This window comes from Microbaculum marinum (assembly GCF_037855135.1).
In the GTDB taxonomy this organism is placed as follows: Bacteria; Pseudomonadota; Alphaproteobacteria; order Rhizobiales; family Tepidamorphaceae; genus Microbaculum; species Microbaculum marinum.
The window spans coordinates 599,720-625,581 of the sequence record NZ_JAZHOF010000001.1 but is presented as its reverse complement, the minus strand read 5'-3'; the positions used below and the strand labels follow the sequence as shown (position 1 = coordinate 625,581).

Sequence of the window (25,862 nt, the reverse complement as noted above, 5' to 3'; positions counted from 1 at the left end):
CAACGTAAAGTTAGGTGACATGGATTCGGGGGATAACAACAAAGCAACTCTGCTCACGTGCGCCCGTAGGGCCGCGAAGGTTCTTGCTGAGCAGACAACAACCCCGTCGGTGCGTGCCGATGCCTGCCTCGGACTCATTAAGAAGAAGAAAGCCGACGAGCGACTTGCGTCCTTCCAGAAACGCCTCCGCGCGCTCCCGATTGACGAGCGCCACTATTGGGTCGGAACGCTATACACGTTGATGCTGCCGGCAAAGGTTCGGCGCAGCCAAGCCGCTTACTTCACGCCCCCGATTGTCGCCAACGCTGTCGTCGATCTCGCAATTGAGGCAGGCTTCAATATGGAGAGAGACACCGTACTAGACCCAGCGGCAGGTGGAGCAGCATTCCTGTCTACGCTCGCCCGACGGATGAAAGACACCGGGCTGGACAGCACAGATGTCGCCCGCCGATTAAATGGGATCGAGATTGACGAAGGCCTCTCCCGACTATCACGCCGCCTCGTTGAAGAACAACTCGACGCTAAGCTACCCAAGAAAAACATCGTAACAGCCGACGCACTGAAGACTTCGACGGCAACATCATTCGATCTCGTAATCGCGAACCCACCTTACGGTCGACTATCCCTTGATGAGGTACATGGCGACGAATGGAAGCGGATCGCTCACAGTGGTCACATAAACAAATATGCACTCTTCGCGGAACTTTCTTTTCGCATCGCCAAAAATGGCGGTCTCGTTGTCCTCGTAATCCCATCAAGCTTTCGAGCGGGGCCACTCTACGATCGGATGCGCGAATTCGTCCGGGCCGAAGCGCAGGTTCTTGCAATCGCGTCGATCCAAGGCAGGGATGGTGTCTTCGTCGATGTCGCTCAGGACGTCAGCGTGCTGGTCGCGAGAAAGGGGAAGCCGCACGACATCGCTTCGCCAGTGCGTTTCCCCGTCATTGGAACAGACCTTCCCAAAGGACCTGTTGTCGAGGAGAAACTACCTGAGGAGACCGGTGCAGGCTGGCCCCTACCCGCGACGGATCCCACAACCGTCGGCGGGGCGACACTCGCAGATTATGGTGTGCAGGCCAAAGCGGGATATTTCGTATGGAATCGCGAGGGCGACCGCATGCGCACGTCGCCAGGCGATGAAACGGTCTATCCCCTTATTTGGGCGAAGAACATTCGGCCCGGCGAGTTCTGTCGCCCAAGCGGGAAAAACGGTAGCCCCATCGATCTCATCCAGTTCGATGGGCCAAGCACCTCGATTGTCCGCAAGCCGGCCGCGGTGTTGCAACGGACAACAAACGACAAACAGCCCCGGCGCCTCATTGCTGCAATGGTCGATCCTCAAGTGCTCAAGAGATGGGGCGGCTTCGTCACCGAAAACCATACAATCTTGTTGACTGCCGACGATGCTGAACAACTGAGTCTCTTGGTCAAACTGCTCAATACCGGACCGGTTGATCGACGTTATCGCCGTGTATCCGGCACGGCCGCCGTTTCAGTCTCTCTACTTCGCGAATTGGACCTGCCCTCTCCTCGAGCGTTCGCCAAGGCTCTCAAGGCCGCCCGGGGAGACGCCGAGGCGGCAGCGGCTCAGGCCTACCTGTCACAACCCCCATTGGTGCGGCCCCGATGAAACGTCGCCGTTTTGATCGTCCGCCAGGCAACGGCTTTGAGGACCGTGCTCAACAACAGCAGGAGCTCAAGGAACGTCGAGACGCCCTCCTCGAGAAGATGAGAACGGCAGCGAACCAACGTGCAGCGCATCAGAAGGACGCGGAGGCGGAGACAAAAGCCACTCGGGCCCACCGTAACGTAGAAGCCTACCTGCAAGCGCTCGCCGATATGCCTTTCTATCGACTCGGCTCACGCGCAAGGGCGTATCTCGCACCTTGGTATCAAACGATTGTCCGATCTGCCCTCGAAGCAATGAACGACGGCGGAGCGCGCGTGGTAATGTCGTGGCCGCTCTCCCAGCCATGCCCGTCGGGCATCTTGGACTTGATCGCCCTTGGCGCGACCGCGAGCGCGCAGCCGACCCAAATTGTCGTCGCTAGCCAACACGAGGACGCCCGCGAGCAGGCCGACGGCTTACGGGCCTTGCTTTACCCATACGCGCGCAGCACGCATGCAGCCGCACGACAGGTGCAGGTTGACCGAACCCAGTTCGGTTCGGTCCACTTCGATCACGTCAAGAGGTGCCTCGACGGACCAGCAACGCCGGGAACAAAAGACTACCATCAAGTGCTGTCCCGCGTCCGCCAACTCACCGGACAAGCGATAGACGGTCAATCCTATGTCGAATTCGAACACCCTATCCTGGATGAGCTGGTCCCCCACGGACCTCCCGACGGGCCGCATCCGGCGAACAGCGAGCTTTTGTGGCGCACCAGGAACAAGACTGACATAGGGCAATTCTCGAGAAGCGGGGCCGCAGACGATCCAGCATCGGCGATATACTACGTATTTACCATACGGGCGAACGACGCCGTCAGCCGACAACTCGCGGCCATCGCGGAGAGTCCACACCTCTTCATAATCGACCTCTCCCGTACCGCAAGAGGACGTTTGGGTTGGAACTGGCAGGCTCGCGCAAGAGAGGTCGTCGACCAGGTACGGAAGCTGCATCCCGACACAGCTATTCTCGCTCTTACTGACGAGCCTTGGGCATACCGTGTCGCTCGTTTCGAGGTTCTCGGCTCACGAACGCCCGGCAAGAAGGGCAAGGTGTTTCCCGCACCCGGCCGGGTCGTCTTTGCTCCCGGCAACGACATTTTGACGGAGTCCCCAAAGCCCGCACCGGCTTTCGAGGGGCCGGTGGATATCGAGGTCGATGGCTTCTTTGGCGATTTGGACCGCCTGATAGAGCGCCTTCGATCGCTTGCGCGCGCGCTCGCAGACCGCGGAAACCCCTCGGAAGCCGCGACCGTTCGAGACGTCATTGCTACGATCCGTCGCTCCGCATGTCTGCCCGGGTCGCTCTCGGCTTTTTCCGCGTTTCTTGAGACTGAGACGACGACGGCAATGGCCGCCGACATTTTCGCGTCATATCGTATCGGCGCCAACCTGACTTCATTGAGCGATATTCGAAGCCTTGCCAGTCAGCTGGACGTTGGACAGGAGATTGCCACCAATGCCCGGGAACTTATGCGTGCCTTGGAGGCCCAAACGCCGATGGCGTTGCTGCTTCAAGACGCGATGCAGGCCTTGCTTCGATCAAGCTCACGCTCTTTGGTCGTCTTCCGTTCCGACATGATCGCTGAGTTCGCAACCAACGAACTCACACAACGTATTCCCAAACTCGATGACCGTCTCGATAGCGACATGGTCCGTCTTGGCGGCAGCGAGCTGATCGCAACCGTCTCTGCAGCACATCTGTCCTTCCGCAACCAATTCAAGCGTGTGATTCTCGTAGCACCGACGAGCGCTTCAATCCTCGCAACCCTCGCTGAGCCATGGTTGCCTGACCGCATGGTGATTCTCGCGGATGCCGACACTCTGGCTTTCGCCGCCAAGGACGCCGAACGCTTGGCGTCTGAACTAGATGACGGTGTGGTGGCAAAGCGGCTCCGGCAATTCGCCTCGCAGGGCTTTGCGCGGATCTCTGAGATTGGCCGGCACGCCGTGCGCTTGGACGACGAATTGCCGTCCGAGGATATCGAATTTCCGACTGGCACGGTCATTGATCTCAGTGGCGGCGGCCGGGACGACCGGGACCTTCTCGAGATCCGAATGAACAATGGCCAACGGATTCTCTCGCGTCGGTCAACCGGCATTGTGGTTCGGCACGATGGCGCGACGACGCTCGCCTTCATCGAGAAGCCGGCCTCAGCCATCAAGGTCGGTGAAGAAATCTGCGTTATCGGGCCGGCATTCATCGAACGCGCGCGATCACTCCTGAATGTCCGCGGCACGGCCGCCGCCGAGATTCGAGAATACCACAATCAAGTGGCATCCCGTTTCGCGGCGCTTCCCGGCCACTCAATAGTGGATCGGCTCCGACACGTTGTCGCTGAGATGGGCGAGCCTCGCGTGTCGTTGGACACTGCTCGCTATTGGATTAGCTTGGAGCAAGAGCTCGAAAAGGAACTGCATGAGGTCGTCCCGCATGCACCGCAGGATCGCGATACATTTCTGAGATTCACCGCTGCACTTGGGATCGGACCGAAGCTTGCCGAAAATTTCTGGCGCTGGGCCGTCGTGGCGCAACGTTCACATCGATTACGCTCTGGAAACGTTTTTCATGACGCGTTTCGGGGAATTCTAACCGATCCACATGCGGCACTTGCCGAGAATGTGGACAGAACCGATGAGATTCGCGCGCTCAGATCCATGGCGGAAAGCCATGTGGCCACCGTAGCGAAGATCGAACGGGCGGGGGCGATATGAAAGGCTATTCCACGGAGCAACTGCAGATGATCGATGTCGAGCTCAAGGAGGCGGTCTGCGACTCTCTTGTGAACCTCCTCGTCGCGCGTGTCAGCGGCATGGATGATCGCGGGCGCACCATTCTCGGCCGCTCTCCACGGCGTAATATTGTCTCGGGACAACTTTTGCCGCGTTACGGTGTGTCAGGCGACGACGAAACCTCCGACATCAGGGTTGCCGCTATTGGCGTCGATTTCGTCATTGCGTCTGGATCCGAAGCCACCATCCGCGCAACGCCGCAGTTTTCGATATATTTACGCGTCCTTCCAGAATGGTCCGACCTGGCCGCCGGAGGTGGCGACCTCGATTTCGAGTTCAAGTTGCGACCAGCCGTACAGCAGCAGATCGACGACACCATCAGGGCCAACCGGAAGGCAGCACTTCAATCCGCTGGATTGGAACGTCCTGACTGGCGATCGATGGACGAGACCCAGCGATCAGGAGTTCGGACCCAGCGCGCCGACATCCTCGCCGAGGTACGGAGAAAGGCATACGCCGAACACGGCATCGAACTGGTCCACGAAGATCCAGCAACCAGCACGGATGCGATACCGACAGATGAGAGTGAGGTGATCGCGGATGCCAACAGCCCCGAAGACACCGCCGCGCCGCCGACTCCGGTTTCCCGGTTGCTCAGAGAAGGCCGCAACATTCCGCTCACGCTGATCGACCCGGCGCCGATCCCCGGCAAATGGCAAAGGCTCGACCTGCAACTACCAACCTTCGAATTCGGATCGGATGACGAACCGGGGACGCTGAAAGACGCAGTCGACAGCTACAATGCGCGTCTCATAGACACCGTTGCCGCGCAGATCAACACTTACGTGTCCGGCGACGGGGCGGCGCGCATTTGGCGCGACGCACGGGTGGGCCCAGCCGACACTCTGACCGAAGACGCCTGGCAACGCACAATAACGTCGATCATTGGCAAACCCGTCGACACGTCGCGGACTGTACCGGATCTCTCTCGTGTCGCCGTCAAAGTGGATAGGCAACAAGATTTCATCGACCCGACACGCATCTCGTTCCGAATAACCCTCGACAACCAATCTACCGAGCTTACACCTCAAGACGCTCAAGGACGATGCAATACGATCTTCGGCGCGAGTCTCTCGGTCGAGATACCGTCGTCAGCTCATCGCCCCTTGCGACTTGATCGAGTGGAGCCCTCCTATCGTTTCCGCGACTACCTCAACTATCCGGCAATCGGCTTGAACTGCGGGATCGCCTCGAGCGCGCAGGATGACACCGTCAAGCTCATCACGACCGTCGCCCCGCGCTTCGCGCAGCCCAGGATCGTGGCACGACATATCGATGTCCCCTATCGGTTCGCGACGCTGGCTGATCCCGCGTTCGATGTCGGCATCCTCGCGAACCTCCCGAAGACCTATCGCGTTTGGATCGACGAGCAAGAGTCCTACCTGTCCAGTGTCGTTACTGCCGATCTGGATGAAGCCGACGCAAAACGGGAGGCTGATCGCCTGCGCAATGACCTGGATGCCATGCGCAACGAAGCCCGCTTTATAGAACGCGGAGTGGAATTGCTCATTGCATCCAAGGAGGCAGCAAACAAGCTGACAGCCGCCGGCAAAACCGAGAGGGAGACTCTTGAGCGCCGCCCCGCGCCGTGGCGGGCCTGGGTCATGACGAACGCCGCCTTCGCCAGCCGGGACAGGTACGATACCGAGCGTGGTTGGCGCCTGTTCCAGATGGCGTTCATCCTTGCACACATACCGGTATTCGCTTCGCGAATTTCGGATTGGCGCGACTACCACGACCCCGCGCTCGATGAAGATTCCGCCAGCCTGCTTTACTTTCCAACGGGTGGCGGCAAGTCGGAAGCTTTCTACGGCGCCCTCCTCTTCGCTATGTTCCTCGACCGCCTCCGTGGAAAGGACCGCGGCGTTACGGCATTAATTCGCTACCCCCTCAGGCTACTCACGCTGCAGCAGGCACAAAGGCTCCTAAAGCTGCTCGTGCACGCTGAAATGGTCCGCCGCCACAATCACGCCGGCACTTGGCCTTTCGAAATAGGCTTTTGGGTCGGCAGCCAGAACACGCCGAACAGTTACGCTGCCTTCAGATCCGAGATTCCACTGATTGGTGATTCTGAACACCCGGACGACACCAATCTTGACGGGGAATCCGGAAATGAGGACGCGCGTGCACGCGGTAAGCGCTACATCGAGGCCGTCGAATCCTACAACAAAGTACCGGAATGCCCGGTCTGCCGAAGCCCAACCGGATTGCGCCGCGATGAGCGCGACGGCCCGAGAGGGAAACGGGCGGCGATCGTTTGCTTCAACACCGCATGCGAGTGGAACACAGCCCATGGCGGAAGACATCCGCTACCGTTCCTCCTGACCGATGACTCCATCTATGCAAGGGCTCCTTCCGTCGTGTTGGGCACGATCGACAAACTGGCGATGCTCGGACAATACACCGGCACGATCAGCAAGGTCCTGGGCATGTTCGGGCTCGCAAGGTGGGTCGACCAAAGCGGCAATTTCGATACACCGCGACGGGAAGAAGACCTCCGTGGTGGCCCCGCCCAGGATGCATGCCTACCGGTGTTCCCCGCCTACCGAGCGGGCCAGCGTGTCTTTCACGATCCCTTCCCATCTTTGATAATCCAGGACGAAGCTCACCTCCTGGAAGAAAGTCTTGGTACGTTCAGCGGTATCTTCGACACGCTGCTGGACCACATATTCGACGAAGTTTCAGAGATGGCGGGCGACGATCTGAACGTTGCTCGGCAATGGACAGGGGATGGCTGGGGTGCTCCCCGCAAGCCGAAGATCGTTGCGGCGACTGCCACGATCTCGGGACCGGAAAAGCAGCTCGAAACCCTTTACCAGCGTCGCCCGCTCCGTTTTCCCTACCCTGGCCCGGATCTCTATCATTCGTTCTTTTCGGAGCCTGCCTCCCCGCCATCTGGCAACGACGACCGGCTCGCGCTGGCACGCGCTCTACCGGTCCACCTTGCGCCCGAGGCCACCACGCCTTGGATGCGGTTGTATGTATCGCTCATGACCAACGGGGCTACCCATACGGTCACAACCGTGACCGTTCTCGCAGCCTTTCACGCGATCATCACCGAGGCGTGGGACGGGCTCCTCGGAGAGGCCACGCGAAACGCAGCCGTCGGGAGGCTCCGCGCCGCCATCTCGGAAGAGGCCGCCGGCAAGTGGCGGCGAGATGCGATCGACCGCGCGGTGGACGGCAACTGCCTCGATGACATCGTCGCGCTTGTCGATCTCCACCGCATAGCGCTCGCGTACGTTACGAACAAGAAGGGCGGCGACCAGATCATCGATGCCCTCGGAGATGCGATAGAGCAACAGCATCGGCCGCTCGGACGTCGCCATATGCCCTTCGACAGCCGCCTCATCTCCGGCGGCATCGACATGAAAGATATTCAGACCATTATGGAGGATGCCCAGTTCTCCTTCGCGGGCGCGGAACTGCCGGACATAGCCACGACATTGCGCAACATCGTGGCAACTTCTGCGATCAGCCACGGTGTCGATGTCGACCGCTTCAACAGCATGTTCTTCGCGGGCTTGCCGTCCGACATCGCCGAATACATTCAGGCTTCAAGCCGGGTGGGCCGCACGTATGTCGGCTTTGTTTTGCTCCTACCCACCCCTCAGAACCGGCGTGACCGATATGTCGTCGAAACCCACGACGTTTTCCATCGCTTCCTTGAACGGATGATCGCGCCTCCCGCCGTCGAACGTTGGGCGGAGAACGCAATCAAGCGCACACTAGCCTCCCATGTGCAGGCTTGGGCCATGTTGCGCGAAGCGAAAGAGTTCCTCGCTCTCGGCGATGATCGCAAGGCGTCGGTCCCGCAGATGGATCAGGTCAGCCGCTTCGCGGCCATGGCTAGGCGCGATCATGTGGCTTTCTGTGAGGAGCTTGGAATTTTCATCCTCCGCTCGATCGGGTTCGCTGGACGCGGCGCGGCCCAATTCGGAGCACCTCCTTATGGCGAATTCTATCGCGGGCTTATCGAAAAGCAGGTGGATACCTTCGTGCGGGACGTGGCCGCGCGGGCGACGATTGCGCAACTCCGCGACTATTGGAATGACATCCCGGCATTCCGACCGCCGATGACGTCACTCCGTGACGTCGACGAAGCTGGGTACATCGTTGCAGCCGGACGCGACCCGCTCGCCACCGGCCGATCAACCGACATCGACAGGGCTGAATTGGCCGCAGTGATGCGCGCGATACGAACGCAACGCGGATTTGGCTCTGAACTTGATGCCGATGGAGGCGTTGATGGCTAGACCTCCCGTCCGCGATACGGACTGGCGCAACGCCAGCAATCGGCGCCCGTCGAGATTCGGCGGTAGAAGTCCAGGACCCGATCCGCTCGAACCACCGACGATGTCGCGCTCACGCGTCCAACTTGCCACCGCGTACGCCCCGGGCGTGCTCCTGACTTGGGAGGGCGGCAAAGGAATCTGCCGCTCGGTACCACTGGCGAATGACATTTCAAAGTCGCTAGGCCGGACGACCGTAGACCTGATTTACGAGAATATGCGCGATTTCGTGCAGAATTGGCGAGATCGAATCCGAAAAGCGCTCCCGGACGCTCCTGACGAATTTATCCTCGACGCACCGTTTCGCGATTCTCGTACGGGCCAAGTCAATATAGAACGCCAGACCTTCCAGATGACTGGCCCAGATAGAGTCGGTTACGTCCCCTATCCTCTCCTATACCGATGCGGTATCTGCGGCTCGACCCGCGAATACGAAAGCATCGAAGACCAAGCGAGACGGCCGCTTCCAAGAAAATGCAACGGCCATGACGCGCGCTGGACCCAGAGCGATGTGGTCTATGTACACTGGTCCGGAAACTTGAAGCCGCTCAGTCCCTTCAACTACAACTTCGACGCGGCTACAGGTGAAGTCAGGCAAATCCGCATGTGCACATGCGGATCGCAGAACTTTCGTCTGCGCAATGACGCTCCGGTATTCTCCGAGTGGCGGTACGTTTGTGAAGGTTGTGGCGAGACGCGCGCCTTGAAGAAAGCCGATCCCGAAGTTCTGGCCAGGCTGCAGGCTGACCAGAACGCTGGCGGGAGAACGTTCCAGTGGATCGAAGTCAATATGCTCCCGGTCTCGTACCGGGCAAACTCCGCCTTCTATCCTCAGCGCACCAGCTTTATCGAGTTCCAGGACAGTGCCGTCGTGGAGCTCATGACGCGAGAGCATACAAGCGAGCTGGTGCGGAAGCTCGCCGACATCCATGCGATACCGTTCAGCGAGCCAAGCGATGACGAAATTCGGGAGAAAGTTCAGGCGCACGATAGTCACCGTGGCGAATGGGAAGATTACGAAACCTTCCTAAGTATGGCCGCCCGCAGCGATCAAGACGGCCGATCTGACAGGGCGCGTAGTCACCGGCAAAATGCCGCGGAACTCCGGGAAACCTGGTTCGCCGGCGGAGTCGTAGAGCGCGGCAAGCTCGAAAGCCAGGGCGTCGCTCAGGCTGTGATCGCTCGTCAGGACTGGACGCAGCGCTTTGATCCAGTCCGCCTCACAGTCCAGCACGACGCGTTAGTCCGCGAGCATATTCAGGACGCAATGCTTCATCACGGCGCCGTGGACGTAATGAATCCCGACGTCACCCTATCCGACGTGATCAATGACCCGGGTGCACTTGCGAAATACCAGGCCGCCAAGGGAAATCTTCTATCGCACCTCGGCCTGGAGCAGCTTGTTCTAATCCGCGGGCTGCCGATCTGCGAGTTCAGCTTTGGCTATACGAGGGTTTCGTCTTCGCCCGTATACAAACGTGAGCATCAAGGAATGAGCGTCGAAATGCCGGTCCGGCTTAAGGCGTTTGACCGGCTTCCGATTCCCGGACCGAAACATCCCATTTACGTCACCCAGCAACGCAACGAGGCGCTTTACTTCCGCTTAGACGAGATGCGCGTCCGCCGCTGGCTCATGGCGAACCAGGTCATTGATGTGCCCGACTACGGCCTCGGACGCGCTTATCTCGAACAGTACGCCGACTTCGGCCCCTTCCTTGAAATGTTCAAGGACCGGGAAGGTAGCGGAAGCTACCCCAGGACGCTACCGGCCTATATCTACCTGCTACTGCACAGCCTCTCGCATCAAATGATGCATTCGCTGGCTGATACTTCGGGCGTTGACCGGGACGGAATCGGCGAGCACATCTTTCCTGCAGATCTGTCGTTCGTGATCTATCGAAAGGGGATGACCCCTGACCTGGGAAACATCTCCGCAATGTGGCGCAATCACGCCGACGAATTCCTGCGTCGAGCACTGGATCCGAGATTACTACGCTGCGGGTCAGGAAGCTTATGCGACATCCGCGGCGGCGCATGTCCAGCCTGCATAGTGGTGTCCGAAATCAACTGCATCGCGTCAAACCTGTTGCTTTCAAGGGCGACGCTTAAAGGAGGTCGCGGCCCAGAGTGGGAGCCGAGTAGCGCACCCGATCTGATAGGCTTCTTCGACTCGTCGTTAGGATCATGACGCGAGACATCCTCATCTCGCCTCGGGCGAGCGCGCGCTTGGTCGTTACCATGCCACCGGCCCCGAGCCGACTGGCGTCCGCGCTCGAGAAAGATATCGCCAGCGACTACGTTACGTTCACGCCGACCACTGACGCGTTCCTACATTTGGCCAGCATTGCGCGCGAACGCTTCACAGTGATGGTTCCCTATATCGACCGCATTGGCGCGGAATGGGCAGCCGAAATTTTCGAGACGACGGCGGCCAAAGAACGCATCCTAATTATTCGTGATGCAGGGCAGCTCGGCATCGGCGGTCCCGCCGCGACTCGGCTTAAAAATGCAGTCACGAGCATCATCGACTACGGCGGTGCAGATCCTGCCGAGGAAACGTTCCACGCAAAAATTGTGCTGGCGGACGGAGTGGCTGCGTATGTCGGCTCTGCCAATCTGCTTCGCCGCTCGAAGGCGACAAACCTCGAATGCGGCATGTTGATCGAAGGAGAAGCGGTTCACGCGGTAAAGGTTCTGGTAGAGGCCGTCACCCGAATGGCTGCCGATGCGTAGGACAACAACACCGACCCGTTGCATCGCGCCAGACCGGATATTTCTGGACACCTGCACCTTTCAGGCGCTTTGCGACTGCGGCGGTTTCATTTTCGGCGAGGATGAGCTTCCAGAAAGGAACGACTACGCACCCGGCGCTTGCCCGCAGGTGCTCAATCGGCCCGACGCTGCAGAGATCCTCGTCAGCCTGAAGAACATCTTTCTGTTCGATGACCGAGCTCACTTCGACTGGATTGTGTCCCGCCAGTCGCTGGCTGAAATTGATGCCGCGGGGAATCACGCTCGTTCCGTATATGCAAGGGACGTTATCGATCACTCGTCCATTTGCTTGACCGAGAATCCGCCGCCGGAAACCGCAGCAGCAACGGCAAAGATCATATCTGGTCCGGCATTCGGCTTCATCAGCGATAAAGACAGACAGCTTCTTGTCAATGCAGCCGCATGCGGCTGCGATACGTTTCTCACCATTGAAAAGCGCCTTCCTCGAAGCGCTGACGCAGTCCTACGGAAGGTTCCGCTTCTTATTGCAACGCCTGAGCGGCTCTGGACATTACTTTGCCCCCATTTGAAGGGGCTCTGATTGGTCCGTCACGCGGAGTTCTATCCTGCGCATCGACACATGTCTTGGCATCTCGGGGCCGTGTTCAGAGCTCCGCGTTTAGTGCGGAGATTCAGGTATAATTGATCGACTCACGGGCCGATCGGAAATCAAGGACAATGATGGTCCTCGGGCGTCCCCTTCGGGCCGGACTGTCGGCGAGGCGGAAGCCTCTGTCGGGTCTCCCCCCTTCCGGGCGTCCATCCCTGACGCGAATATCGGCACTTCCGTTGTGCGCTTCCCTGAGCCTCCGGTTCAGTCTGTCGGCTCCGTAGAGTGAGAGTGCGGACCGGTTTGCCGTGACGGGTTGGAAGCCGAGGGAGAGGCCTTCGGCGCCCGTCGCGGAGAACCGCGATGTCCAGACACAACAGAAAGGCCGGCGCCAAGCGCGACCGAACCAACCTCTATTCCGAGATCACCGACAAGGTCATCGCCGAGCTGGAGGCGGGGCGCGTGCCCTGGGTCCAGCCCTGGGGCACGGCGGCGGCGAAGGCGCCGCTCGCCATGCCGAAGAACGCCTCGACCGGCCGGACCTATTCCGGGATCAACGTGCTCCTGCTCTGGGGCGCCGTCGTCGGGCGCGGCTTCGGCGGCCAGAGCTGGCTCACCTTCCGACAGGCGCTGTCGCTCGGCGGCAACGTCCGCAATAGCGAGCGCGGCACCACCGTCGTCTACGCCGATCGGTTCGTGCCGGAGGACGAGAAGAAGCGCGCCGCCGAGACCGGCGAAGACCCGCAGGCGATCCCGTTCCTGAAGCGCTTCACCGTCTTCAACGTCGAGCAGTGCGAGAACCTGCCCGAAGGTGTCGCCGCATCCGCGCCGCCCGTGCCCGAGGGCTTGATCGAGCCGCGCGTCGAGGCGCTGATCGAGGCGACCGGCATCGACTTTCGCATCGGCGGCAACCGCGCCTATTACGTGCCGGCCCACGACTACGTGCAGGTGCCGCCACCGCAGGCCTACTACGAACCGATCAATTGGCACCGGACCGCGCTGCACGAGCTCGGACATGCGACCGGCCATCCCTCGCGGCTCGGCCGCGACCTCTCGGGCTCGTTCGGCTCCAGGAAGTACGCCTTCGAGGAGTTGGTCGCCGAGATCAACGCCGCGTTCTGCTGCGCCTCGCTCGGCATCGTGCCGACGGTCCGGCGTGCCGACTATATCGGCTCATGGCTCGAGGTCCTCCGCGAGGACAACCGCGCCATCGTCCGCGCCGCCAGCCAGGCGAGCAAGGCCGCCGACTGGCTCCTGGCATTGCTCGACTAGGATTCGTCTTCGCCTGTGGTATCTGCGCGCTCGCTTGGCTTCACGGGCCTGATATCGGTGATCACATTGCGGACAAGAACGGGCTTGCCGTCATCCTCAACCTGCACGAAATAAGGATTGGTCGTCTCCGCGTGATCCAGCTTTACGTCGCGGATTTCATGCAGCGAACATTTCACTAGCTTTCCCGCGTCGAGATCGAACAGCGCGATGTTGAAATGATCCGTTCCGAAAGCGCTCCTGTAACCCAGTCCATCAAATCCTTCCGCCCGGAAGATTTCGGCAATGATTTGGGTAGGGGCATATTCAGCCATGTCATCATCGCGTGTCGCCGGCTCTCTGAAAGCGTGCGCAATGTGGCCCCAAACGACTTCGTGCCGCTCTTCCGCAGTCGGCTCTCCTTCGAAGAAGAAGCGGTTTTGATCCGCATCTCTTGTGCAATCAACAATCTTCAAGGCCCGTTCTGTCCGGAATATCCCTAGTGATACCAGCGAGCCGATCCACGGCCTGGCCTCTGCCATCGCGGTATGTTCATCGCTGGCCATATAGAGACAGGGAATCCCTTTCGGATTGACGCGGCCTTCCCGCGCACGATCTCGGAGCGGATTCATTCGACTGGGGAGGGCGGGACCGGGGAGAGTGTCCCTAATCTCTGGCTCGAAATCATCATGATGGGCGACTTGTGCGCCATAGAAATGGCGCCCTGCGGGAATTTCGACGGAGCGTTCGTGGCACGTGACAGAAACAACAGCCAGAAAGTCCTGGGCCTTTTCCGAGCGGACATATCGCCAATCACGAATAACCTCACGGCGAAAGTCCCAGTAGCTACGCCAGGCTTCAAACTCGCTTGCCCCCAAACTACTCCTCCCCTAGGCCCTTGGTCTCCCAAAATTCGACATCGCCAATCCGTCTGTCTCAGACTACTCCAGAATGGCCCGAAACCAACATGATGTCCTTGCAGGATCTCGGAAGCCGGAGACCTCACGAAGGAGAGTGAGAGGGCTGCGCCCTTCTCCGTGACGGGTTGGAAGTCGAGAGAGAGGCTCTCGGCGCCCGTCGCGGAGTATCCCATCATGGCTACAGCTTCCAAGAAGATCACCCTCAGCGCCTCGCGCGACATCCCCTTCAACAAGCTCGTCCTCTCCCAGGCCAACGTCCGGCGCGTGAAAGCCGGCGTCTCCATCGAGGAGCTGGCCGAGGACATCGCCCGCCGCGGCCTCCTGCAGGGCCTAAATGTCCGGCCGGTCCTCGACGCCGAAGGCCAGGAGACTGGCAAGTTCGAGATTCCGGCCGGCGGCCGCCGCTACCGGGCGCTCGAGCTTCTCATCAAGAAGAAGCGGCTCGCCAAGACCGCGGTCGTTCCCTGCGTCGTACGCGAGGCCGGCGCCGACATCCCCGGCGAGGAGGACTCGCTGGCCGAGAACGTCCAGCGGGCCCCGCTCCACCCCCTGGACCAGTTCCGTGCCTTTCAGGCCCTTCGGGACCAGGGGCTCGGCGAGGAAGAGATCGCCGCGCGGTTCTTCGTCTCGGTGGCGACCGTTCGGCAGCGTCTGAAGCTCGTCACCGTGTCGGCGACGCTGCTCGACATCTATGCCGAGGACGGCATGACCCTCGAACAGCTCATGGCCTTCACCGTCTCGAACGATCACGCCCGGCAGGAGCAGGTCTGGGAGGCGATCCAGCACGGCTGGGCGAAGGAGCCGTACCAGATCCGCCGCATGCTGACGGAGCACACCGTCCGTGCCGCCGACCGCCGCGTCCGCTTCGTCACGATCGAGGCCTATGAGGAGGCCGGCGGGACGGTGATGCGCGATCTCTTCCAGGACGACGACGGCGGCTGGGTCGAGGACGTGCCGCTCCTGGAGCGCCTCGTCACCGACAAGCTCAAGGCCGAGGCGGAGGCGATCGCCGGGGAAGGCTGGAGGTGGATCGAGGTCGCGGTCGACTTCCCCTATGGACATACCCACGGTTTGCGTCCGCTCGCCAGCACGCCGGTCGATCTCACCGAGGAACAACATGCCGCCCGCGAGGCGTTGCGGGGCGAGATGGAACGGCTTGAGGCCGAATACGCCGAAGCGGACGAACTGCCGGACGAGGTGGACGAGCGGCTCGGCGAGATCGAGGCGGCGCTGAGGCCTACGAGGAGCGGCCGATGCGCTACGAGCCGGCCGAGACCGCCCGTGCCGGCACTTTCGTCAGCATCGCCCATGACGGGCGGCTCGCCGTCGACCGCGGCTACGTCCGGCCGGAGGATGAAGCCCCGGAGGCCGAGGACGATCCCGAATCCGGGGTCGAATCCGACGCAGAGGCCGATCGGCCGACGGTCATCACGACCGGTGGCGAGAGGCCGGACGAGGAGGACGACGTCGTCAGGCCGCTGCCGGATCGCCTCGTCACCGAGCTGACCGCTTATCGCACGCTGGCGCTGCGCGATGCCGTCGCCGGCAATCCGCACGTCGCGATGACCGCGCTCCTGCACCGGCTGGTGCGCGACACCTTCCAGCACGTCTCGTCGCCGGGGTGCCTGGAGGCCTCGGTCCGGCACATCTTCTTCCCCGTGCAGGCCGATGACCTGAAGGACAGCGTCTCGGCCAAGGCCATCGCGGAACGGCAGGAAGCCTGGCAGGCCGAGCTGCCGCTCAATGACGACGAGGCGCTGTGGAAGCGGATCGATACGTTGGACGAGGCGAGCCGGCTGGCGCTGCTCGCCCATTGCGTCTCCTTCGGTGTCAACGCGCTCCATGAAAAGGGCGACCGTTACGGCGTCCGGCAGCGCATCCGCGAGGCCGACCGGCTCGCGCGGGCCGTCGCGCTCGGCATGGTGGAGGCCGGCTGGCGGCTAACCGTCGACAGCTATCTCGGTCGCGTCACCAAGCCTCGCATCCTCGAGGCGGTGCGCGAGGCCAAGGGAGAGCGGGCCGCACAGGGGATCGACCATCTCAAGAAGGCGGAGATGGCCGAGCGCGCCGAGCAGTTGCTCGACGGCACCGGCTGGCTGCCGGAACCGTTGCGCACGCCGGGACTGGTCGACGCCACTGATGCGAACGGCGAAGCGCAATTGGACGCAAACGGCGGCGAAACGGCCATGGACGGAGACGCGTCGTCATCCGATCCTGACCCGGTCGAGCCGTCCGCATCCGTCGCCGCCGAATAGCACGGTCTCCGTCTCACTCAGGGCCCGCCCGTCGGCGGGCCCTGTTCTTTCGGAGGGAACCATGCACGACACCGCCGCCGATCTCGCACGCCGCCTCGCCGGACAAGCCGAGGCCGTGTGCCGCGCCTACCTCTCCAACGGCCGTCGCGAAGGCCGCTACTGGATGGTCGGCGACGCCCGCAACACGCCCGGCCGCTCGATGTTCGTGCGCCTGACCGGACCGGAGTCTGGCAAAGGCGCGGCGGGCAAATGGACCGACGCCGCAACGGGCGAGCATGGGGACCTGCTCGACGTCATCCGCGAATGCTGCGGCCTGGACGACTTTAAGGACGTGGTCGACGAGGCGCGGCGGTTCCTCAGCCTCCCCCACCCGGAAGCGAATGCCACGATACCGAAGCGCAAAGGGGCACCGGCACCGACCGGATCGCGAGAAGCGGCACGGCGCCTCTTTGCGATGGCCCGGCCGATCGCGGGCACACTCGTGGAATCGTACTTGCGGGACCGCGGCATCACGGTTTTGCACGGGACCGGCAGCCTGCGCTTTCACCCGCACTGCTATTACCGGCCCGACGAGCATGCGCCGACCGAGACCTGGCCGGCGATGATCGCATCCGTCACCGATCTCGACGGACATCTGACTGGCGCCCATCGCACCTGGCTCGATCCGCATGGGTTCAACACGGAGACGCTCGGCAAGGCACCGATCGACACGCCGCGACGGGCCATGGGAGACCTCCTCGGCAACGCGGTGCGCTTCGGCGTGGCGAGGGACGTCATGGCCGCCGGCGAAGGCATCGAGACCATGCTGTCGCTCCGATGCGTCTCCCCGACTTGCCGATGGCCGCAGCACTATCGGCAGCGCACCTCGCCGGCCACTTGCTCCCACCGACGCTGCGCCGGCTCTACATCGTCCGCGACGACGACCCGGCCGGTGCGGATGCCTGCGACGCACTGACCGAGCGCGCGGAGGCCGATGGGATCGAGGCTCTGATGATTGCGCCAATGCTGGGCGATCTCAACGAGGACCTGCGGCTTCGCGGGATCGACGCCCTCACGGCATCGGTTCGGGTGCAACTCGTGCCCCAGGAAGTGGCGCGTTTCCTGAAGGTCTCTTACGGAATGTGACCGGCAGATGCCGATGGCAGGCGGAGCGTCACCGCCATCTTCACGCGGGGATGTTCCATCCGATGTCGGAGAGGGCCGCGCCCCGGCCTTCTTCAGAGGGCGACCGAACGGCAGCCGGCCCGGGCCGGCAATGGCTGCGGCCGGGTCTTTTCCGCCGCCCCTGCGGGGCTTTGCAGTGCGAAACAAAACACCCGGCCTCCGACGACATAGACGGTTCGGCCGTTGCGCCTGCCATCATCGAGAGCTGCCAGACGCGGTTGCTGCTCCCCAACGAGCGCGCGATAGAGCCGCAGATCACCGCGATCTATCGCCGCTTCGGCCTCAACGACCGGCAGATCGAGATCCTCGCGCGGGCCACGCCCAAGCGCGACTACTACTGCCAGTCGCGGCGCGGCAACCGGCTCTTCGACCTGGGCCTCAGCGAAGTGGCGCTCGCGCTCTGCGCCACCTCCGCCAAGACCGATCAGACCGCCATCGCGCGCATCCTCTCCGAACATGGCCGCACGGACTTCCTCGCCGCCTGGCTGCGCGAGCGCGGTGCCGACTGGGCGGCCGATCTCATTCCCGATCTCAGCAATCTCACCCCCCAGCCCAAGAAGGAGACTGACCATGAAGACACGTAAATCCCGTTCGCGCGCGGTGCGCTTTGCCGCCGCGCTCATCGCCGCACCGGTCGCGGTGCTGCCGATGGTGCTGGCGCCACCGGCCTCCGCGGCATGGATCGTCTACGATCCCACCAACTATGCGCAGAACGTGCTGCAGGCGGCACGCGCGCTCGAGCAGATCAACAATCAGATCACACAGCTTCAGAACGAAGCGCAGATGCTCATCAACCAGGCGCGCAACCTGACGAGCCTGCCTTACTCGTCGCTCCAGCAGCTTCAACAGGCCGTCGGCCGCACGCAATCCCTTCTACAGCAGGCGCAGAATATCGCCTTCGACGTCCAGCAGATCGACCAAGCTTTCCAGCAGAAATACGCCAACATCGACATGAGCGCGTCGGAACAGCAGCTCGTCGCCGATGCCCGCTCCCGCTGGGAGAACACAGTTGGCGGTCTGCAGGACGCCATGCGCGTCCAGGCTGGCGTGGTCGGCAATATCGAGACCAACCGTGCCCAGATGGAAGCGCTTGTCGACCAGAGCCAGGGCGCGACCGGCGCCCTTCAGGCGACGCAAGCTGGAAACCAGCTTCTCGCACTCCAAGCCCAGCAGCTTTCCGACCTCACGGCCGTCATTGCCGCCAATGGCCGCGCCCAGTCCCTGACCGACGCCGAACGCGCCGCCGCCGCCGAGCAAGGGCGGGTCCAGCGCGAGCGCTTCCTGACGCCCGGCAGCGGTTACCAGCCCGGCAATGCGCAAATGTTCAACACAGGCGGCAACTGACGCGGCCGATGGCCGGAAAGGAAGGAGCGATGGAGGGCAAGAATCTGGCGCGGATCGGCGCGATCATCTTCGTCGCCTTCGCCATCACGGCGACGGTAATCGAAATGGCGCGTGAGGACGAGCCGGTCCCGCCGGCTCCTGCGCCGGCGCTGGCCCCAGCCACGGATCCGTTGCGCGCGGAGCAACGGCGCTGCCAGCAGATGGGAGAGGCGGCGGCGCGCGATCCTGAATGTCTTCGCGTCTGGGCCGAGACCCGTAACCGCTTCCTCGGCCACTCACCCTCCGATCCCGTCCAACGCGACATCGAGGATCAGTGATCCATGGGCGGCACGGGCGTCATCGACAACTTCCTCGGGGTCTTCACCAGCTATATCGACAGCGGTTTTGGTCTGCTCGGTGGCGAGGTGGCCTTCATCGCCACGACGCTGATCGTCATCGACGTGACGCTCGCCGCGCTGTTCTGGTCCTGGGGCGCCGACGACGACATCGTCGCACGGCTCGTCAAGAAGACGCTCTTCGTCGGCGTCTTTGCCTATATCATCGGCAACTGGAACAATCTCGCCCGCATCGTCTTCGAGAGCTTCGCCGGCCTCGGCCTGATGGCGTCGGGCACCGGCTTCACAGCAGCCGATTTGATGCGGCCGGGCCGTGTGGCCCAGACCGGGCTGGATGCGGCGCGACCCTTGCTCGAATCCATTTCCGACCTGATGGGATGGGTCGCCTTTTTCGAGAACTTCATCCAGATCGCCTGCCTACTCTTTGCCTGGTCCTTAGTCCTGCTCGCCTTCTTCATCCTCGCCATCCAGCTCTTCATCACCCTGATCGAGTTCAAGCTGACGACGCTCGCCGGTTTCGTCCTCATCCCCTTCGGACTCTTCGGCAGGACCGCGTTCATGGCCGAGCGGGTGCTCGGCAACGTGATCTCGTCGGGCATCAAGGTGCTTGTGCTCGCCGTCATCATCGGCATCGGCTCGACCCTGTTTTCGCAATTCACCGCCGGCTTCGGTGGCGTTACACCCACGATCGACGAGGCGATGGCCGTGGTGCTCGCAGCGCTGTCGCTGCTCGGCCTCGGCATATTCGGACCTGGCATCGCCAACGGCATTGTCTCCGGCGGGCCGCAGCTTGGAGCGGGCGCCGCCGTCGGCACGGGCCTTGCCGTGGGCGGCGCTGCCCTGGCGGGTGCGGGTGCTGTGGGTCTCGCCGCCAGAGGCGGCGGCATGGCGCTCTCCGGTACAGCCGCCGCCGCGCGCGGCGGTGCATCGGCCGCGGGTGGCGCCGCAACTGCCTATAGCCTCGGATCGGCCGGCCAGTCCGGCGCCGCCGGCGTTGCTTCCGGTCTCGGCGCGGTTGCGAGGACGGGGGCCAAGGCCGCCACGTCGCCATTGCGCCGCGCCGCGTCCAGCGCTTCCGGCAGCATGCGACAGAGTTTCCAGTCGGGCGCCCGGTCGGCGTTCGAGACGACCGGCGGGGTACTTAGCGGCGGGGCCAGCACGGCGGGTTCCACCGCAGTTCCATCCACACCGACCGACGGTGCGCCTGACTGGGCGAAGCGCATGAAGCGCTCGCAGCGTCTCTCCCATGGCGTCCAGGCCGCCGCGCATGCCGTGCGCTCCGGCGACAGCCATGGCGGCGCCAGTTCCGTCAATCTTTCCGAGGGGAACCGCTCATGAGCTTCTTCAAACGATCCACGACCCACTACGGCAAGTCTCCTGAACCGGAGACGCCTTATCAGCGCGCGGCCCAGGTTTGGGACGAACGCATCGGCTCGGCCCGCGTGCAAGCCCGCAACTGGCGTCTGATGGCCTTCGGCTGCCTGATATTGTCCGGCGGCTTCGCGAGCGCCCTTGTCTGGCAATCCACGACCGGCAACGTCGTTCCCTGGGTCGTCGAGGTCGACAATCTCGGCGAGGCGCATGCGGTCGGCCCTGCCGACGCCAGCTTCGAGCCGAGCGATCCGCAGATCGCATTCCATCTGGCGCGTTTCATCGAGCAGGTGCGCGCGATCCCCGCCGACGCGATCATCGTGCGCCAGAACTGGCTGCGCGCCTATGAGTTCACCACCGATCGCGGCGCGCTAGCGCTCAACGACTATGCCCGCGCCAACGATCCGTTCACACGGGTCGGACGACAGCAAGTCGCAGTCGAGGTTTCCAGCGTCATTCGCGCCTCGCCGAACTCCTTTCGCGTCGCCTGGATCGAGCGGCACTACGAGAACGGCCAGCTCTCCACGACAGAGCGATGGACCGCGATCCTGACCATCGTCATTCAGCCCCCGCGCGACGCCGAGAGGCTGCGCGCCAACCCGCTCGGGATCTACGTCAACGCCATCAACTGGTCGCGGGAGATGGGCCAATGAGTACGATTGTCCGCCAACCCGCGTTTCCGGCTCTCCGTAAATCCGCAACCGTGCTTGCACTGATCTCCGCGTCGGCGCTCGCAGGCTGCGCCACGTATCGTCCGCCGGAGATCAGCTACGACGACAGCGTACCGCCGCTGCCGACGGTCGAGCGACCCACGACTGACGAGCGGCCACGACCGCTTCACACGCCGCCGGCCTGGACCGTCGCGCGAGGTGGCCAGGCATCTTCCACACCAACAGGCCGCGTCGAGAACGCCAATGCGGCGGCACGGGTCGAGCCCCGCCGGGAGGGCTATTACAACGCCATCCAGATCTACCCCTGGAGCGAGGGCGCTCTCTATCAGGTCTATGCCGCGCCCGGCCAGATCACCAATATCGCGCTTGAACCGGGCGAAGCGCTGACCGGTGCGGGACCGATCGCGGCCGGAGACACCGCTCGCTGGATCATTGGCGACACGGAGAGCGGTTCGGGAACATCCCGTCGCGTTCATATCCTCGTCAAACCGACGCGGCCCGACATCGTGACCAACCTCGTCATCATCACCGACCGGCGCACTTACATGATCGAGCTGCGATCGCGCGACGATCCCTACATGCCCGCAGTCGCCTGGGCCTATCCGCAGCCGCCCGCCACACAGCGCGCAACGCCGACAACACCGAGGATCCCGGCGGCTTCCGCACGCCATTACCGTTATGGCTTGCAGGGCGACAGCCCGCCCTGGCGGCCGGTCTCGGTCTTCGATGACGGGCGGCGGGTCTATATCGTTTTCCCCGCCGGGATCGTACAGGGCGAGATGCCGCCGCTCTTCGTCCTCGGCTCGGATGGCGCTCCTGAGATCGTCAACAGCCGCATCTACCGAAACATCCTTATCGTCGACCGCATCTTCGCGGCGGCCGAGCTGCGGCTTGGCGGCGGCGACCGTCAGCAGACCGTCAGGATCGTGCGGACCGACGGGAGGCCCGGATCATGAGCGACATCGACAACACCAGGGAGGAAGATGTGCCACTCGAAGCACCGTCCGCCGACACCGCCGAACCGATGCGCCTCCGGGGAACACCGCCGCGTGTAACGCGGCTCTCGCGCCGGGTTCTCGCCGGCCTCGGTCTTATCGCTGCCCTCGGTGTCGGTGGCGCCCTGATCTACGCGCTTCAGACGCCCGACAATGGCGCTGGCAGCGACGAACTTTATTCGACCGAGAACCGCAATACCGCCGACGGATTGAACGAGTTGCCCAGCGACTACACCGGTCCGGTGCTCGGTCCGCCACTTCCCGGCGATCTCGGCCGACCGATCCTCGACGCCCAGGAGCGTGGACAGCCGGTTCCGCCGCCAGCGATCAACGCGCCAGCCGTCGATCCGGAGGAACAACGACGGCTTGCCGAAGAGGAAGCGGCGCGCACCAGCCGGGTGTTCTTCCAGACCGCACCAGGCGCTGCGCGCGATACGCCCGCGCCTGGACTCGCCGGACTGAATCTCGGCAACCAAACGGGTGTTGCTCAAAGCAGCGATCTCGCCTTCCTCAACGCCCCGGTCGACCGGCGCACCGTCGCACTCGACCGCGTCATGCCACCGGCATCGCCCTTCGTGCTGCAGGCCGGGTCCGTCATTCCGGCAGCGCTGATTACAGGCATCAGGTCGGACCTCCCCGGTCAGATCACGGCGCAGGTCACCCAGCACATCTATGACAGTCCGACCGGCAGCATGGTGCTGATCCCGCAGGGCACGCGCATTATTGGCGAATACAGCAATGACGTGGGTTTCGGCGACCGGCGCGTGCTGCTCGTCTGGAACCGGCTGATCTTTCCCAATGGCCGCTCCATCGTCCTCGAACGCCAGCCCGGCGCCGACACGCAGGGCTACGCAGGGCTCGAGGACGGGGTCGACTACCACTGGTGGGATCTGGCCAAGGCCGCCGGGCTCTCCACGCTGCTCTCGGTCGGGGCGGAACTGACGATGGATGATGACGAACGCCTGATCCAGGCGATCCGCAATGGTGCGCAGGACACGATCAACGACGCGGGCCAGCAGATCGTCCAACGCCAATTGCAGGTCGCACCGACGCTCACGATCCGGCCCGGGTTTCCAGTCCGTGTGATCGTGACCCGCGACCTGGTTCTCGAGCCCTATGGAGGCTGACAATGGTGAAGTTGAAGCTCGGTCCGTTGCCCGACGACAAGCCCGTCAAGGTCACCGTGGAGCTCCCGGCCAGCCTGCACCGTGACCTTGTTGCATATGCCGAGATCCTCGGTCGTGAAACCGGCCAATCACCAGGCGACTCGGTGCGTTTGATCGTCCCGATGCTGGAGCGCTTCATTGCAACGGATCGTGGTTTCAGCAAGGCGCGCAAGGCAGTCCGGGACAGGGACTCTCAGGGCGAAGGCTGAGTTGTCGCCGTCGACACAGCTTGGGGGAGCGGCAAACAACGCGGATCGACTATGGTCTCAACGCGATTGCGAGAATCGTCCACCAAATGCGGCCCGCGGGGACGCCCAATCGGAGCTCCCACGCCTGACTCGACCGGCCAGAACGTGAGCGACGCTGAGAAATCGCCGCAAGGCAGGATTGTCGTTCTGTGGCAACCACACGGCGTAGAACGGCAAGATATCCGCTTCGTCGCACAATGGGCATAAAACCAATCCAGGGAGTTCTACCTTCTCCCACGCCTCTGAGACCAATGTTATGCCCTGCCCGAGCGCCACGAGCCGGACAAGATCCTGGGTTGAGCCCGCTCGAAATTCTATGGTCACCGAAGGTGCTCGCCCGAATGTCCGCTGAACAATAAAATCGCGGACCTCTGGACCTGGTGGCGATCGACCGACGATAAAGCGCTCCCCGGCCAGATCAGGCCAGTCGATCTCGGCGAATGCGGCCAGCCTGTGGTTCTTCGGCATGGCGACGTAAATCCGTTCCCGCCAAAGGTGCACTACATCGCAGTCGTGTACCTCACCTAACCATGTTACAAACGCGATATCCAACCTGCGCGCGCGAACACCCGCGAGAAGCTCCTGGCGGCTCCCATTGATTAGATCAATTGCGACGCCCGCATTGCTGACAGTGTACTGCCGAATCAACTCGTGCAGAAATCCGCCGATCAAAGACGTTAACGTACCAATCCGGACGATACCGAGCTCGCCCCGGCCGGCCGCCGCTGCCCCTTTCGTCGCTTCCTGCAGTTGCTCGAACGCCGGCAGCACCTGTGCGAGAAACGAGTTGCCCGCATCCGTCAGCCGCACGCCATTGGGTCCGCGTTCGAACAACGAAACGCCAAGATCATCCTCCAACCGCCGAATTCCGCGGCTGACCGTCGACTGCTTGCGGCGCAGAACAAGAGCAGCTTGGCGGAAGCTCCCAAGTTCAGCCGTGGTGATGAAGTATTTTAGAGCCCTGACCACTGCCCTCGTCTCTCAAACCACCGCTCGACTGTACTCCTGCCGATTCAACAGCTTGCCAGGCGCCGCATGCCAGAAAGCGGATAAGGCTCGACAACCTTCTATCCCTTTGTCATCTGGGACGGTTCACCGCACGCGAGTGCGGGTATGCGCCCACTACGCTAAAGAGTCATTCCCAATATATCTTTTTCTCAGTGAGAAAAGTTTCAGCAGCGAGGTCGTGAGCCCGCATGCCACAGGCATTCCTTGCAGCGCGGAAGCAGCGTTCCGCCGAATGCCCTATAGCTGGAGCGAATGCCGTCGCGGCGATCGGTCCTCAATGCGAAGTCGTTCGACACGCCGGCGCGCAATCTCTCGGCCACGGAGACGCCTGAAACGGAAATCGTACAAGCCCCGCCCGTGCGTCGTAGTCCCGCGTGTCACGATATGGCCTGTCAAGACTGCGGGAACCGTTGCACGCATGTGCTAAACGCCAACGTCAAACCGCATCTCGCCCTGCTCGGTAATGATCGCGTCCATCGGGATGTCATGAGCCTGCGGATAGATCGTAGGCATGAAAGCAGAGCTGTATCCGACACCAAAAACACGCGGACGCTTGGTCGTGGCCGCGAGAGTACGATCAAAAAAGCCGCCGCCATAGCCCAGCCTGTAGTTTTCGCGGTCGAACCCTACCACGGGCGCAATCACGACATCAGGAACAACCACAGCACCGTCAGCGGGAACCGGGATGTTCCAGACCCCCTTCTCCAGCCGATCGCCCGTCTTCCACAAACGAAAGACGAGCGGACGACCCCGTTCGATGACGACGGGTAGCGCCGTGCGCGCCCCGTCGAACGCGAGCGCCGTCATCAAAGACCTGAGATCCGGCTCTCCGCGGAACGGCCAATAGGCGCTCACGACCTGCTCAGCCGCATCTCCAATCAACTTCTTGAGATGGCCGGCGATCCTTTTGCCATGGACCCGACGTTGCTCCGATGGGAGCGCCAGACGCGAAGCAATCTGACGGGACCGTTCGGCTTTGCGCCAGCGACTGACGTCGAGCTCCTGCTGTTTCGGATCTGACACCGGCAGACCGGAATAACCGGGTTCGATCTCGTGCATAAG

At 62.4% G+C, this 25,862-nt stretch carries 17 protein-coding genes and 3 pseudogenes; 17 read left to right on the top strand and 3 right to left on the bottom strand.

The annotated features are described in order from the left end of the window. Positions 1–19 precede the first annotated feature (19 nt). The 7 genes from V3328_RS02930 (at position 20) to V3328_RS02900 (ending at position 13,347) form a co-directional block, all read left to right on the top strand. Positions 20–1,630: an HsdM family class I SAM-dependent methyltransferase gene (locus tag V3328_RS02930; protein ID WP_340328137.1), complete on the top strand. Its 1,611-nt coding sequence runs from the start codon at positions 20–22 to the stop codon at positions 1,628–1,630. Beyond that, a complete protein-coding gene (locus V3328_RS02925) occupies positions 1,627–4,383 on the top strand; it encodes a hypothetical protein (protein WP_340328136.1) in 2,757 nt (918 codons plus the stop codon). The genes V3328_RS02930 and V3328_RS02925 overlap by 4 nt, the downstream gene beginning before the upstream one ends. Continuing rightward, positions 4,380–8,717 carry a DEAD/DEAH box helicase gene (locus V3328_RS02920; RefSeq protein WP_340328135.1) on the top strand — a complete coding sequence of 1,446 codons (4,338 nt, stop codon included), beginning with the start codon at positions 4,380–4,382 and terminating at the stop codon, positions 8,715–8,717. The genes V3328_RS02925 and V3328_RS02920 overlap by 4 nt, the downstream gene beginning before the upstream one ends. Further along, the gene (locus V3328_RS02915) at positions 8,710–10,941 is read left to right on the top strand and encodes a hypothetical protein (RefSeq protein ID WP_340328134.1); all 2,232 of its coding nucleotides are present in this window, start codon (positions 8,710–8,712) and stop codon (positions 10,939–10,941) included. The genes V3328_RS02920 and V3328_RS02915 overlap by 8 nt, the downstream gene beginning before the upstream one ends. A gap of 38 nt (positions 10,942–10,979) precedes the next feature. Further along, on the top strand, positions 10,980–11,486 hold the full coding sequence (locus V3328_RS02910; RefSeq protein WP_340328132.1) for a phospholipase D-like domain-containing protein: 507 nt from the start codon (positions 10,980–10,982) through the stop codon (positions 11,484–11,486). After that, entirely contained in the window at positions 11,479–12,066 is a 588-nt protein-coding gene (locus V3328_RS02905) for a hypothetical protein (RefSeq protein ID WP_340328131.1), read from the top strand. Before V3328_RS02910 ends, V3328_RS02905 begins: the two co-directional genes overlap by 8 nt. Positions 12,067–12,438: 372 nt before the next feature. Further along, positions 12,439–13,347 carry an ArdC family protein gene (locus tag V3328_RS02900; protein ID WP_340328130.1) on the top strand — a complete coding sequence of 303 codons (909 nt, stop codon included), beginning with the start codon at positions 12,439–12,441 and terminating at the stop codon, positions 13,345–13,347. On the opposite strand, the gene V3328_RS02895 is transcribed toward V3328_RS02900, so the two are convergent. Beyond that, the gene (locus tag V3328_RS02895) at positions 13,344–14,201 is read right to left on the bottom strand and encodes an RES family NAD+ phosphorylase (protein WP_340328129.1); all 858 of its coding nucleotides are present in this window, start codon (positions 14,199–14,201) and stop codon (positions 13,344–13,346) included. The two genes, V3328_RS02900 and V3328_RS02895, sit on opposite strands and share 4 nt — an antisense overlap. Before the next feature lie 216 nt (positions 14,202–14,417). Here V3328_RS02895 and V3328_RS02890 point away from each other — a divergent pair. From V3328_RS02890 to V3328_RS02845, 10 genes and pseudogenes are all read left to right on the top strand, one after another. Beyond that, positions 14,418–16,498 (top strand): annotated as a pseudogene (locus V3328_RS02890) (ParB/RepB/Spo0J family partition protein). A 61-nt stretch (positions 16,499–16,559) separates the two neighbouring features. Continuing rightward, positions 16,560–17,623, top strand: a pseudogene (locus V3328_RS02885) (DUF7146 domain-containing protein). A 44-nt stretch (positions 17,624–17,667) separates the two neighbouring features. Beyond that, positions 17,668–18,246: pseudogene (locus V3328_RS02880) on the top strand (conjugal transfer protein TrbE); the annotation flags it as partial. Next, positions 18,233–19,006, top strand: coding sequence for a P-type conjugative transfer protein TrbJ (trbJ, locus tag V3328_RS02875; protein ID WP_340328128.1), 774 nt, complete (start codon positions 18,233–18,235; stop codon positions 19,004–19,006). The pseudogene V3328_RS02880 and the gene trbJ, both read left to right, overlap by 14 nt. A gap of 29 nt (positions 19,007–19,035) precedes the next feature. Beyond that, complete coding sequence (gene trbK-alt / locus V3328_RS02870) at positions 19,036–19,323, top strand: putative entry exclusion protein TrbK-alt (protein WP_340328127.1); 288 nt, start codon at positions 19,036–19,038, stop codon at positions 19,321–19,323. A gap of 3 nt (positions 19,324–19,326) precedes the next feature. After that, the gene (trbL, locus tag V3328_RS02865) at positions 19,327–20,679 is read left to right on the top strand and encodes a P-type conjugative transfer protein TrbL (RefSeq protein WP_340328126.1); all 1,353 of its coding nucleotides are present in this window, start codon (positions 19,327–19,329) and stop codon (positions 20,677–20,679) included. Then, positions 20,676–21,365, top strand: coding sequence for a conjugal transfer protein TrbF (gene trbF / locus V3328_RS02860; RefSeq protein WP_340328125.1), 690 nt, complete (start codon positions 20,676–20,678; stop codon positions 21,363–21,365). The genes trbL and trbF overlap by 4 nt, the downstream gene beginning before the upstream one ends. Beyond that, on the top strand, positions 21,362–22,339 hold the full coding sequence (trbG, locus tag V3328_RS02855; protein ID WP_340328265.1) for a P-type conjugative transfer protein TrbG: 978 nt from the start codon (positions 21,362–21,364) through the stop codon (positions 22,337–22,339). Before trbF ends, trbG begins: the two co-directional genes overlap by 4 nt. Then, the gene (locus tag V3328_RS02850; RefSeq protein WP_340328124.1) at positions 22,336–23,505 is read left to right on the top strand and encodes a TraB/TrbI/VirB10 family type IV secretion system protein; all 1,170 of its coding nucleotides are present in this window, start codon (positions 22,336–22,338) and stop codon (positions 23,503–23,505) included. Before trbG ends, V3328_RS02850 begins: the two co-directional genes overlap by 4 nt. Before the next feature lie 2 nt (positions 23,506–23,507). After that, complete coding sequence (locus V3328_RS02845; RefSeq protein WP_340328123.1) at positions 23,508–23,753, top strand: DUF2274 domain-containing protein; 246 nt, start codon at positions 23,508–23,510, stop codon at positions 23,751–23,753. A 57-nt stretch (positions 23,754–23,810) separates the two neighbouring features. Here the strand turns inward: V3328_RS02845 and V3328_RS02840 are convergent, their stop codons facing one another. Both V3328_RS02840 and V3328_RS02835 read right to left on the bottom strand, forming a co-directional pair. After that, positions 23,811–24,761, bottom strand: coding sequence for a LysR family transcriptional regulator (locus V3328_RS02840; RefSeq protein ID WP_340328122.1), 951 nt, complete (start codon positions 24,759–24,761; stop codon positions 23,811–23,813). A 462-nt stretch (positions 24,762–25,223) separates the two neighbouring features. After that, positions 25,224–25,859, bottom strand: a complete 636-nt coding sequence (locus V3328_RS02835) for a 5-formyltetrahydrofolate cyclo-ligase (protein ID WP_340328121.1) — start codon at positions 25,857–25,859, stop codon at positions 25,224–25,226. Positions 25,860–25,862 lie beyond the last annotated feature (3 nt).

What these genes read in the sequence shown, in the direction of transcription:
- V3328_RS02930 (WP_340328137.1), top strand. Translation starts at nt 20, where the DNA reads ATGGATTCGGGGGATAACAACAAAGCAACTCTGCTCACGTGCGCCCGT.
- V3328_RS02925 (WP_340328136.1), top strand. Translation starts at nt 1,627, where the DNA reads ATGAAACGTCGCCGTTTTGATCGTCCGCCAGGCAACGGCTTTGAGGAC.
- V3328_RS02920 (WP_340328135.1), top strand. Translation starts at nt 4,380, where the DNA reads ATGAAAGGCTATTCCACGGAGCAACTGCAGATGATCGATGTCGAGCTC.
- V3328_RS02915 (WP_340328134.1), top strand. Translation starts at nt 8,710, where the DNA reads ATGGCTAGACCTCCCGTCCGCGATACGGACTGGCGCAACGCCAGCAAT.
- V3328_RS02905 (WP_340328131.1), top strand. Translation starts at nt 11,479, where the DNA reads ATGCGTAGGACAACAACACCGACCCGTTGCATCGCGCCAGACCGGATA.
- V3328_RS02900 (WP_340328130.1), top strand. Translation starts at nt 12,439, where the DNA reads ATGTCCAGACACAACAGAAAGGCCGGCGCCAAGCGCGACCGAACCAAC.
- trbJ (WP_340328128.1), top strand. Translation starts at nt 18,233, where the DNA reads ATGAAGACACGTAAATCCCGTTCGCGCGCGGTGCGCTTTGCCGCCGCG.
- trbK-alt (WP_340328127.1), top strand. Translation starts at nt 19,036, where the DNA reads ATGGAGGGCAAGAATCTGGCGCGGATCGGCGCGATCATCTTCGTCGCC.
- trbL (WP_340328126.1), top strand. Translation starts at nt 19,327, where the DNA reads ATGGGCGGCACGGGCGTCATCGACAACTTCCTCGGGGTCTTCACCAGC.
- trbF (WP_340328125.1), top strand. Translation starts at nt 20,676, where the DNA reads ATGAGCTTCTTCAAACGATCCACGACCCACTACGGCAAGTCTCCTGAA.
- trbG (WP_340328265.1), top strand. Translation starts at nt 21,362, where the DNA reads ATGAGTACGATTGTCCGCCAACCCGCGTTTCCGGCTCTCCGTAAATCC.
- V3328_RS02850 (WP_340328124.1), top strand. Translation starts at nt 22,336, where the DNA reads ATGAGCGACATCGACAACACCAGGGAGGAAGATGTGCCACTCGAAGCA.
- V3328_RS02845 (WP_340328123.1), top strand. Translation starts at nt 23,508, where the DNA reads ATGGTGAAGTTGAAGCTCGGTCCGTTGCCCGACGACAAGCCCGTCAAG.
- V3328_RS02835 (WP_340328121.1), bottom strand. Translation starts at nt 25,859, where the DNA reads ATGCACGAGATCGAACCCGGTTATTCCGGTCTGCCGGTGTCAGATCCG.